At 40.1% G+C, this 12,104-nt stretch carries 7 protein-coding genes; 4 read left to right on the forward strand and 3 right to left on the reverse strand.

Translation table 11 applies throughout. From position 1 onward, the window contains the following. Positions 1-40 precede the first annotated feature (40 nt). Together RMY16_RS07890 and RMY16_RS07895 are read right to left on the reverse strand one after the other, a co-directional pair. The gene (locus tag RMY16_RS07890) at positions 41-1,369 is read right to left on the reverse strand and encodes an ATP-binding protein (RefSeq protein ID WP_322735912.1); all 1,329 of its coding nucleotides are present in this window, start codon (positions 1,367-1,369) and stop codon (positions 41-43) included. 678 nt (positions 1,370-2,047) lie between these two features. Then, a complete protein-coding gene (locus RMY16_RS07895; RefSeq protein ID WP_322735913.1) occupies positions 2,048-2,308 on the reverse strand; it encodes a hypothetical protein in 261 nt (86 codons plus the stop codon). Between the two features lie 321 nt (positions 2,309-2,629). Here RMY16_RS07895 and RMY16_RS07900 point away from each other — a divergent pair, with 321 nt between their 5' ends. After that, positions 2,630-3,352, forward strand: coding sequence for a response regulator transcription factor (locus RMY16_RS07900; RefSeq protein WP_289794814.1), 723 nt, complete (start codon positions 2,630-2,632; stop codon positions 3,350-3,352). Between the two features lie 80 nt (positions 3,353-3,432). On the opposite strand, the gene RMY16_RS07905 is transcribed toward RMY16_RS07900, so the two are convergent. Further along, positions 3,433-4,797, reverse strand: coding sequence for a lipid-A-disaccharide synthase-related protein (locus tag RMY16_RS07905; protein ID WP_322735914.1), 1,365 nt, complete (start codon positions 4,795-4,797; stop codon positions 3,433-3,435). Positions 4,798-4,936: 139 nt separating this feature from the next. Here RMY16_RS07905 and RMY16_RS07910 point away from each other — a divergent pair, with 139 nt between their 5' ends. The 3 genes from RMY16_RS07910 to RMY16_RS07920 all read left to right on the forward strand — a co-directional run bounded on the left by RMY16_RS07910 (position 4,937) and on the right by RMY16_RS07920 (position 11,863). Continuing rightward, entirely contained in the window at positions 4,937-7,012 is a 2,076-nt protein-coding gene (locus tag RMY16_RS07910) for an outer membrane protein assembly factor (protein WP_322735915.1), read from the forward strand. A 296-nt stretch (positions 7,013-7,308) separates the two neighbouring features. Beyond that, the gene (locus RMY16_RS07915; protein ID WP_322735916.1) at positions 7,309-9,543 is read left to right on the forward strand and encodes a hypothetical protein; all 2,235 of its coding nucleotides are present in this window, start codon (positions 7,309-7,311) and stop codon (positions 9,541-9,543) included. Positions 9,544-9,556: 13 nt separating this feature from the next. After that, on the forward strand, positions 9,557-11,863 hold the full coding sequence (locus tag RMY16_RS07920) for a hypothetical protein (protein WP_322735917.1): 2,307 nt from the start codon (positions 9,557-9,559) through the stop codon (positions 11,861-11,863). Positions 11,864-12,104: the final 241 nt, after the last annotated feature.

The raw sequence follows: 12,104 nt of genomic DNA on the forward strand, positions 1-12,104 counted from the left end.
TATATATTTTTATCAGTTTTTGTGGAAGTAATTTTTAAATTTAGGATATTCTATAAGGTGCCTTCCTGGCTTGAGAAGATGACTGATGAGGATTTTTTCCAGGGCAAAAAAAATCTTCGTTATCTAATGAAGCCTGTGAAGCTGGAGCATTGCCTGCTACAGTCGGTAATGTAATTTGACGTGGCAATTCAATTTTAAACCTTGAACCAACCCCCAATTTACTCTCAAGAAATATTTTACCGCCCATCATTCGCACTAGCGAATCTATAATTGCCAAACCCAGACCCGTACCTGGATATTTGCGAGTGATAGTTTGATCGACTTGCCGAAATGCTTCAAAAATATGCTTAAAATCTTTGGAAGCTATGCCAATACCTGTATCTTGAACAATAATTACTACTCGATTTGCAGGTAGTTCCTTAACCTCAACCCAAATTTCACCAGACTCTGTGAATTTAATGGCGTTGGAAAGCAGGTTAATCAAAATTTGTTTGACACGAACTGGATCGTTAAATACCAAAGGATTTTGCAAATCGGTTTGTACTAACAATGAAAGATTTTTAGCATCAGCGAGGGAACGCATTTCACTGACAACGAGATTGATTACCTTGGATATATCGAATCTTTCTGCTTTTAAATCTAATCCTCCTCCCTCCAGCTTGGAAAAGTCGAGAACTTCATTCAGCAGCATCAGCAAATGCTTCCCATTATTCAAAATGCGCTCAACCATATCTGCTTGCTGGTGCGTTAGTTGACCAAACTTAGGACGCAGCAGGATTTGCGAAAAACCAATAATCGCATTCATTGGTGTTCTAAGTTCATGGGAAATAGTGGCTAAAAAAAGTGATTTTAGACGTGATGCCTCCAATAGCTTGAAGTTTTGCATTTGAATTTGTTGCTGTTGTCTCTCCAATTCTTGGTTCTTACAAATGAGTTGTTCATGACTTTCTCTAAGCTGCTGGTTTGCCAAATCGGCCTGCATTTCCGCTCGATAAATCCGAATTGCACTCCGTAAAACCTGCAACAAAGTTTCTGGGGAGATTCTAGATTTAGAGAGATAGTCTGTAGCCCCAGCTTTCAATAATTGGAGAGGAATTTGTTCATCTCCTTGACTAGTTAGGACTACTAAAGGAACTTTAATTTCTGAAGAACGTAGCTGTTGAATCAAGGTTAATGCATCCCGATCTGGTAAGTGATAGTCGAGGAAAACACAATCGTAAGCAGTAATGCTTAAGACAGAGAACGCATGATTACCATCACCTACTTCAGACAATTCTATCTGAACACCTGCTTTAGTCAGGGCAGAACGGATTGCTATCCGGTCTACTTGATCGTCGTCTACAACCAAAATTTTCAGCGTCTCTTCCATCGGTTTTAATTTTCGCCGCCAAACATAGGTTGATGTATAATGTTTCTATTTTCAGATTATCCAACTAAAGAATATAAAATTTTCGGACATCTAAAACCTGTAATTTGATTGATTAAGATATTTTGCATAATATCCACTTTCATACCTGCAACACATTCATTACATCAACTTCCCTATCCTCCATTAGTAGTATGTTAATCACTCTTTCAGGCGTTTCCTTGGGTTGAATTCAGTCTGTTATATCTTCAATCTGGTTAATTGACCAGATGGTAACTAAACTCCTAGCAAATAACCAATGTCCTGCAAAAACTCAGTAATTAACAAGCAGACACAGATGATACAAAGTAAAATAAAATACTTTACCAAGCTTAAAACCAATTGTAAATGAGTGAGCAAGCCACCGTCGTCAGTCATTGGTGAGAGTTGCATACTATTATCGTGTACCATAAGCTTGAATAGTTTTAGCTATCAAGTTAGTTAGAGCAGATAAATAAAAAAGTACTATCTATACCTATTTGTGGATATGAAATAATCCTAGCTCCTAAAATTTCGACAATTTTCTTAGCGATCGCCACATCTGTGTTAGTATTTATCCAGGTATATTGAACTTATAGATGTTCGCAAAATTACCAAGTCTTAATGCTGAAGAAAGGCTCCCGACAAAAGTTAGGCAAAAATTCAAAACCTAAAAGGGGAGGGATTCGCACAGAGGGATTGTATTATATCGTGTGAAGAGTCAGACAAACAAGTTCGCCACCAAGAACTACGAATTACTTTGCTGTTGGTGATTCCACCAAATTTTAACGCTACCTGATTCCCTTCTATGAGGATCTCTATTGGCTCTATCAATCGGATGAATCCAAAGGTTTGATTAAAAATCGCTCGAAACCATCGTTCACTTTTTCGTAAAGCAACTTTCACCTGCTGTAATTTTTTCATTTTCGTAAGCTTTTTTTAAACTTTGACCCAAAATAATATTAATTAACAAATGGAACATGGCAACTCAAAGCTGAATTATCAGCAAGAAGGAGCAATTTGGCATTCGTTTCAATATTTCATACTTTTTGTGTAAGTATCTATATATCTCAAGCTAGATTTGTCCTCTATCTAAATATTAAAATTTTGGATACTTGTTATTTCTATCGGTGGATGCAGACAGGTTCAAATATCATCTATCTTAAGTTTGGGAAAATAAGAGATAGTAGTTACATATAAGGCAGTACTTTGAAAGATGCAAACAGCGCAAGAGTGAGTGTAGCGATGAATGAAATTAGTATTATTTTAATTGAAGATCACGACTTAACGCGAATGGGGCTACGAGCAGCATTACAGTCCCATAGTGCATTGAAAGTAATTGGGGAAGCGGCAAATGCTACCCAAGGGTTAAAACTTTTAGAAACGGCAAAGCCAGATGTAGCGGTAGTAGATATCGGCTTGCCTGACATGGATGGCATCGAACTCACTCGTAAATTCAAACGCTCCCAGGCTGAAAATGGGCAATCTACTACGAAGATTCTCATCTTGACAATGGATCATACAGAGGATGCTGTACTTGCAGCCTTCGCGGCTGGCGCTGATTCTTATTATATGAAAGAAACGAGCATCAGTAAATTAACTGAGGCAATTCAAGCAACTCACGGCGGTAACTCTTGGATTGATCCGGCAATTGCCAACGTGGTATTGCGGAAGATGCGCCAAGGTATTCCCGGAGAAAGTCAAGGTTCTGACAAGCCGAAGACTGTAAAAATTGAGGCGTTGGCATCAGAATACGAGCAAGTTTTGGAAACATACCCTCTGACTCAACGGGAACTGGAAATCCTAGAGTTGATTGTAGCTGGATGTAGCAATGGGCAAATTGCCGAGAAACTCTACATTACAGTTGGTACTGTCAAAACCCATGTTCGTAATATTCTAAATAAACTATGTGCTGATGACCGTACCCAAGCTGCTGTGAGGGCCTTACGTTCGGGGCTGGTGGCCTAAGGGATTAGGGACAAGGGAGATGAGGGGACAAAGGGGACAAGGAGAATAACCTACCACAATGCCCCATACCCACTGCCCTATTATCCAAATTTTTCCCGCAAGCAATTAGCAATACGTAGTGCTGCCCCCGGTTTGCCCATGCGTCGCTCACCATTTTCAGCGATAATATGCAAATTATCAGGGTTTTTGAATAGGGATTGTACAACCTTCGCTACTTCTGCTGGTTGATCGATTAAAATCAAAGACGATCCGAGAAGACGACTTTGAGATTCAGCAAAGCTAAGGTTATATTGTGGCCCATTACCGGGAATTGCGATCGCAGGTTTGCCTAAACCGATAAACTGTTCTGTGGCTGTACCTGCCATTGCGATCGCTAAATCTCCCAAATGCAAGCAATCATTATAGGCTTGTTGTGTTAATAACAGATAAGCATTTCTCTGTTTAAATATCAAGACATTTGGATCGCGAAGTTGGATAGGAGATGCTGATTCAGCGCGCCAGCCTTGGGATTGTACACTTTCGGATAAAATATTAGAGTCTAAACCAGGAGCGATCGCACCTAAAAACACTACTTTGTTAGAACTATAAAAAATTGAATCTCGCTGTTGAAAACTTGCCATCAATGCAGATACGGCAATCATAATTGTTTCCCAGTTGCTGTATGCTTCTGGCGGACGAGAACCAGGAAGAAGAGTTACTACAAAAGGTCGAACTGTCTCTTGCTGGTGGATATTCTGACTATAAAATTGTTGGCGTGAAAACGTCGGTTCTAGACCATCCATCATGGGATTACCCAAATAGAAAGCTGGAATTGGCCATTGTTTTAATGTTTCCATTGTCAGCGCATCTCTAAGGAACACAGCCTTACAACGGCGACGAGTCATTAACCAACGTTCCCAAGGATGGTAAACTGAACCAGAAAAGTTTTCCCAACCTGCGTCTTTAGATTTTCGTGGTAATAATCCAGCTTCATCTCGCACATGATATTCAGATTTTGCTGTACCGACAAAAGCATAATTAGCGCCACTGAATGTTGCAAATAACAGTGGCAAAATATCTCCCACTGCTAAAATCGCTCTTCTATTACCTAATTTTTTTTGAGAACTTACCCAACGGCGGATAGCTTTAATTTGGCTGAGGGTAAGTTGCAATAAACCACCGCGTACATCCCGCGCCAATTGGCGGCCATCCATATAAATAAAGCCGCCAGAAGGCATATTCAGCACTGAACCGATAAAGGGGATATCCAACTGTTCATAAGCACGTCCTTCACCCACCAGAGGTAAAGCAAATATCTCTGGTGGGTTTGGTTGTTGTTGGAGTTCTTGCAAAATCCGAACTGCAATCACATCTTCCCCATGACCATTACTTAATACAAGTAACCGCAAAGGAGAAGTTGCAGATTGGGAGTTAGAAGCTAGCGATGACCGAGATAGATTACTCATAAGAAACAAAATATCAAAATTAACTGTCTGTTTGGGTAAGAGGTATAAATAGGGAAATCGACAAGGAAACTGGAAGTTAGTATTATCCCTATTCGCTAGCGTCTCTACAACTAACTCCCAGTTAATTAGGTTAAATATTATGCGAGTTTCTACTACTGCTATTTTTACTTTAGCTACTTTAGCTGCTGGCAATGTTGCTCAACAAGCAACGGCTGCACCTGCTAAAACCGTTACTCCAACTGCAAAAGCTGGTAACTTGGTGGTGCCGATAATTGAAGACACTCCCGCACGGGTAGAGACAATTGCTTCCCCAGAAACAATAGTTGCACAACAATTTTCCCAAAATCCTGTCACCGTGCAAACAGGTGCAAACAAAAATTCCCCAATAGTCTTAAAATCAGCAGACAAGGGAAATTCATCAGTAACACTCCCTCCCACTCCCTCTTTTTCCCCTTCATCCCCCAAAACTCCTGCTACTGAAGGCAATTTAGTCGTCACAGCTACAGATGTACAGGTGGTGGGAGGCAATCAAGAATTACAGCAAATCATTCGCCAGGTAATTAAAACCCAAGCTGGTGGAGAAACCAGTCAAAGCCAGCTACAAAAAGATGTAACAGCAATTTTAAATACAGGTTTATTTAGTACTGTCAATGTGAATAGCTTTAGCACACAGGCTGGATTGAATGTAGTATACCAAGTCCAACCGGTGATAGTGCGATCGCTGCAACTATCTGGTGCTAAAGTACTTACCTATCAAGTTGCCCAACAACGTTTGCAATCTCAGATTGGAACTACCATTAGTCCCAGTGGACTGCAACAAGCAGTAGCACAAATTAACAAGTGGTACGCCGACAATGGTTATAACTTAGCACGAGTGTTATCAATTAAACCTAGTTCTCAAGGCATTCTCACTGTGAATGTCGCTGAAGGCTTGGTAAGTGATATCAAATTTCGCTTTGTCAACGATGAGGGTAAAACCGTTGATAGCAAGGGTAATCCCGTTGGAGGACGCACCAAAGCAGATTTTCTACAACAACAACTCAAGTTGAAACCCGGTCAAGTCTTCCAAGAAAATGTCGTTAAACAAGACATCCAACAGCTATATCGTACTGGTTTATTTGAAACTGTGAATGTTGCCTTAGAAGGGGATGCGACAAAACTTGATTTAGTCTACCAACTCAAAGAAACTGGGGCGCGTGGTGTTAACTTGGGTGGTAGTTACAATGCCGATCAAGGATTGGTAGGTACAATCAGCTATCAAGATCAGAATGTCGGTGGTGTGAATGATACTTTAGGTGTGAATGTTGGTGTAAGTAGCCGAGACTTGCAGTTTAATACCAAATTTACCAGTCCTTATCGGATAACTAACCCCGATCGCTTCGGCTACACTGTAAATGGTTTTCGTAGTCAGGAACTTTCAGAAACCTTTGATGACAAGATTAAGTTAGCTAACGGCGACAAAGTGCGAGAAGGTCAAATTGGCGGTGGTGTCAGCTTGCAGCGACCAATTGACGACTGGAATACCTCATTAGGATTAAATTATACCCGAACTAGTATTCGCGATCGCCAAGGTAATATTACCCCAAGTGATGCTCAAGGCAATCCCCTCTCTGCGAGTGGCACTGGTGTTGACGACCTAACTACCGTATCCTTCACCGCCACCAAAGACCAACGGGATAATCCCCTCAATCCAACTCAAGGTTCCGTCTTGAGTCTGAGTACAGAACAATCTGTCCCCATTGGTCAAGGTAATATTTCCCTGAATCGCCTCAAAGCCAATTACAGCCAATATTTACCAGTACAGTTATTTAACAGCAAACAGCCACAAGTCTTTGCGGTGAATGTGCAAGCTGGTACTGTCCTTGGAAATTTACCGCCCTACGAAAGCTTTAACTTGGGTGGTTCCAACTCAGTGCGCGGTTACGATTCTGGAGAAGTTGGCAGTGGGCGCAGTTATGTATTAGCTTCGGCAGAATATCGTTTTCCCGTTTTACCAATCGTAGGCGGTGTATTGTTTGCCGACTTCGCCTCAGATTTAGGTTCTGGTGATACTGTATTAGGAAATCCGGCAGGTGTACGAGATAAACCAGGTTATGGTTTTGGTTATGGGGCGGGAGTGCGATTAAATTCACCACTAGGCTTAATTCGAGCTGACTATGGCATTAACGACCAAGGGGAAAGCAAAGTGCATTTGGGAATTGGGCAGCGATTCTAATTTGAGTTAAGGCGTTGCAAAGAGGCCATATCCAAAAAAGAAATTAAATATGCGTTATCCAGAACCCTTGTAGAGACGTAGCAGTGCTACGTCTCTACATTCTTTTTGGCTAATATCTCTATTAGCGATCGCCTTTGAAAATGACTTTTATAAATTGGCCAATTTATTACACAATATTTAATAATATATACATTTCAATAATCAAAGGAAAAAAGCTATTGTCACGTTTTCACGAGACATTAATTTTTTAATAGTGCTAGTCATGCAGAATATAAAAAAATATTATAAGTAATAGCATGGAAAAAAGTGTTATTAATGCCAGCCTTTCTACTCAGAACCTAACCTTTCGTCCAGGTGATACTCCTGTATCATTTGAGGTAACTGTCAATAATGATAGCGATCGCTTCGTCAATTTTCAAATAGAAATTACCGCAGCTGGAGAAATCCGCAACACAGGATATCGCTGGTATAGACTCGAACCAGAGGTAGCAGCAGCCAAGCCACCGGGCAGTAGTACCATCTTCCAAGTTTTCGTATTCAATACACCCATTCCGGGATTTGTTGGTACTGTGAACCTAATGGTAAATATTTTTTCACCGCAATTAGCACAACAGTCCAGACTTGTGCTGCGCCTGAAAATCGAGCGAGACAATAGACCAACACATTTAAGTGTAGAATTACCTGTACGAGAGTTCCAAGTTTATCCCCGCAATTCTGTCGATATACCAGTACGAGTGCGAAACTTGGGGCAACAACCAACTGAGGTAATGCTACGTTTTACAGGCGTCGATCCATCTTGGCTGGTTGGCAGTGCAGAACGCCGATTACCTTTAGATCCAGGTGGTTTAGCAGAAGCTACATTCCAATGCCAACCTCCTTCTGTAGTGCAAGCGCCCAGTCAAAACTATCCTTTTACTATTGAAGCTGTTAGCAATAATGGTTATCCAACTAATGCTGAAGGCAATATTGAAGTTTTGCCAGTAGGTTTTATAGACTTTACTACCACCGAAAAACACCTGAAAATTCCCAGTAAATCGGCATGGATGCCTAATTGGAAATCTAATACAGCTTCCTTTGAATTACTATTTAAAAATGCTAGCAATCTCAACCAGGAAATTAATGTGCAGGTGCAAGGTAGAGACTGGCGAAAATGTAGTTTTAAAAAGCTTCCTGAAACTGCCAATCTTCATCTAGGAGAGACAAGTAAAGTCATCCTAGATGTTAAAACAAAACGTCCTTGGATTGGAATCGGCAAAACTCTATTATTAGAGGCGAAATCGGAATTATCTGACCAACGTTTAGGGAGTACAGACCCAGCCACGCAGACATTAGAAGTAGAGACTCTGCCAATTATACCTTTATGGCTACAATTGGCTGCGATCGCACTTTTAGCTGCACTCTTAGCATTAATCCTGCAACCAAGAGGTGTAATGCATACCCGTTCTGTCAACTCAGTGCGTTTTAGTGGTATTGGTTTATCTGTGGTCAGTGGTTCAGATGATTGCACCTTAAGACTTTGGAGAATTGGTGCAGATAATTTAGACCCTGATGATACAGTAAGGTATGCTGGACAACCTCTTGCTTGCGAGCAACTGCAACAGCCCAAAGGATTGATGGCGATTACTGATGATGCAGTACAAGTCTTACGCTTTATGCCATTACAAAATAATCGTGTTGCTGTTGGTTTAGATAATGGTGTAATTGAACTCAGAGATGTTCCTTCAGGTGTCAAGATTAACCAACTTCAAGACCTTAAAGATCCTAAAGCAAAAGGCGATCGCGTTTTTGACTTAGCTTTTACCTCAAACTCACTTAACTTATTCAGTGGGTATGGCAGTGGTAAAGTGAGACTATGGTCAAGACCAGCGCCTAACAGCGATTTTCTGCCAGAACCGCAAGTTATCGACATTCAAAGTAGATTAAAACTATCACGTTTCCAAGTCCGGGCATTAAATCTCAGCCCAGATGCAAAAACTTTAGTAATTGCTGGAAACTTTAAGCGTTTTATATTGTGGCAGTGGAATCAAACTCAATCTGATAAACAATTCCCAAGTTTATCAGTGCAAAATCTAGAAAAACTAGACCCATTAGTTGGACCTGAAGACTATATTTGGGGATTAGCTTTTGTTCCTGACTCAACAGGAAGAATCCTTGCAACTTCTGATTCTGCGGGATTTATTACGATTTGGGATTTAAATAAGTGTCAAACTATCAAAAATCCGAATCCGCTAGAAAAAGTAAATGAGCTTAATTGTTCACAACTAGACCGTTGGTCAGCATCAAAAACATCTGTGCGGACTCTAGCATTTAGTGACGATGGTAGTCTTTTAGTAAGTGGTGGCGATGATGGACGAGTCTTAGTTTGGTACTTAACTCCCGAACATAAACTCGACAAAACAAAAGCAGCAGAAGGTAAACAAATTTACAAAAGCTATAAAAAAATCAATAGTATCGATTTGAAAACTAATCAAGGAACCATGATTGTGAGTGGTGATGAAGATTTTCAGGTCAAATTACACCGCATCAAATAAGGGAATCAATGACATGCAAGCTAAATTCAATCCACTGCAAGTTATTATCAACCCACCTGGAATTCAATTTGGGATGCCAGGAGATACGATTGAACTCTATATTGTTGTAATTAATCAGGGAAATCAAAGTGCGGTTATTGACTTATATTTTGTTTTTGACGAAGTATTTCAAAATTTAACTGGTTGGTCTAGTTCTCCGAGAGAAAGTTTAGCATTAGCTCCAGGGCAAAATAGTGACGAAGTAAGATTTGAGTTTCAAATCGCCGCAAATGCTCTCCCAGGAACCTATGACTACACACTAGTCGTAGATTCCCCTCTACATTATCCACAAGATACTCCCATAACTTTCGCAAACCAAATTAAGGTTCTGCTAAAAGAACAGACTGCAATTCGGGTGAACGACCCGACATTTTCCATCAGACCTAACACCAACCCCAACAAACCGTTAATTTTCAATTCTAGTGAGTCTTTGCAAGTAGAGGTAATAGTTGACAATCGCTCTTATCTCGTAGATAGATTCCGCTTGAGTTGCCCAGATTTAGACGATGATTGGTTCACAATTAAGTATCCTGCCACTGGATTTGAGGGGCCAGGATTAGTGTCTGACGTGACTGCACTAGAACTCAATCCTGGTACGCAAGGTCAAATATTGTTAAAATTTCACCCACCTGGGGATACTCTTGCGGGAAGCTATTCGCCGACAATCCGCTTGTATTCAGAAAACTCTCCAGATTTAGTACTGCTGGATTTGGTGTATATCCAAATTCCGACAAATTATCGCTTAGATGTAGAATTTAATACCATCTTAGGACAAGTTAGCCGTAGTCTTGGCAAGTACGAATTATCACTAGCTAACCAGGGCAATATTGTCCGTGAACTGATATTAAACTTAAAAAGTCGAGACGAAGAAGAACTATATACTTACAAATTTGATCCGACTGAAGTTAGATTATTACCTAATAGAAGTGCTGTGGCTAATTTGACCGTAAAACCCAAACCTTGGTGGCGACAACCGTGGTTTGGTGCAGGGCTAGTGGTCAACTTTCAACTCGATATCAAAGACCAACAAAATTTACCTCTACCGAACACACTGCCTCAAGGAACTTTGATATGGAAACCCCGTCCTTGGTGGCAATTTCTTCTGTTAATTTTGGCAATTTTGGGATTATTGGGAGGGATAGGATTTATCATTTGGCGAATTTTAAACCCCGAACCTTTGAGATTAGAAAATTTTAGTGCAAATGACTCTCAAATTACTGAAGGTGATGAGGTAGCTTTAAACTGGGAAATTCATCAATATAAACAGTTAAAAAAGTTAGTTTTGACGGCTAAAGGTTCCCAACCTATTCAGCCTATTACTTATGACTTTAGCAATGACATTCCTGAAACACTGGGTAAAGGAAGTGCTAATGAAATTCCTCCCTGCCAGGTACAAGATAAACAAGAGTTAATTTGTAGCAACGTAAAAACTGGAGTGAAAACAAAAGGTAATTACACTTTTGAGTTACAAGCCTTTTATCGCAATGGTATACAAATATTTTCCCGAAATAACCAATTAGCAACGCAAACTACCCAGGTAGAAATTGCGGAAAAACCAATTGCATCAGTAATTGCTTTTCAGCTAGATAAGCCACAGTATACAAAAGGCGAAAATATTCTTTTTAGTTGGACAATTGCACGTCCATTATTGCTGTCACAACTACAGGTTGTTGGCAATGCAGATGATGGTACATCTTATGGTGAACCAGTTACTTACAAATTTAATCAAGGCAATATTACAGACCCTAAACTAAAAAAACTATGTATACAACAAAATCAACAACTGCAATGTAAAAATCTTTCTTTATTAGCCAATAAAGTGGGAAATTTTGCATTTGAAATTAAAGCTGTTTCTAACAATGGAAGCGACAAAACTAGTTCTAAAAAAACTGAATCCAAAATTCAAATATTACCCAAACCATTTAAGATTGTCTATTTCAAAATCAACGGTAGTGAACAACCAAACTTGGTTCTCAATGAAGGAACATCTGCTATTCTGAGTTGGAGAGTAGAGGGAGAAAATATTCAGGTTAAACTTCTACCATACGGCAATGACGTTCCAGCAATTGGTTCAACGAAGTTTCCAGTCAATCAAGCCTTCCCCGCTCAAATCGGACTGCTAGTCAATGATCTATCTGGTAAGCAACAACCCCAGCAAAGAGGATTTGCAATCACAGTCCTCAAAAAAGTAGAGCCTACTCCTATACCTGGCATTAACCCAATTCCACCTACTCTGCCACCTAGCAATAGCCCATTTAAGACTCCCTTACCTCAGAGGTAACTTTTTGGGCAATATGAAAAGCAGAGATATATGAAAGTTGCAGACTGCCTCCAAAATCATCTTCTATGCAACGCCTCAATCCTAAAAATAAAGATTCTTTAGTTTCTAAATCTAATTTTATGTATGGCGAGTATCCCTCTTCTGTCACTCTCCGGGAGGGCGATCGCTAAAAGCCTCATGAGGCAATCAATACAAGCTATACTATTAGAAAAAAATAGGTCTTGTATTTGTTATTAGAAAA

Origin of the sequence: Nostoc sp. DedQUE12b, assembly GCF_034530835.1 — a bacterium.
Taxonomy (GTDB): domain Bacteria; phylum Cyanobacteriota; class Cyanobacteriia; order Cyanobacteriales; family Nostocaceae; genus Nostoc.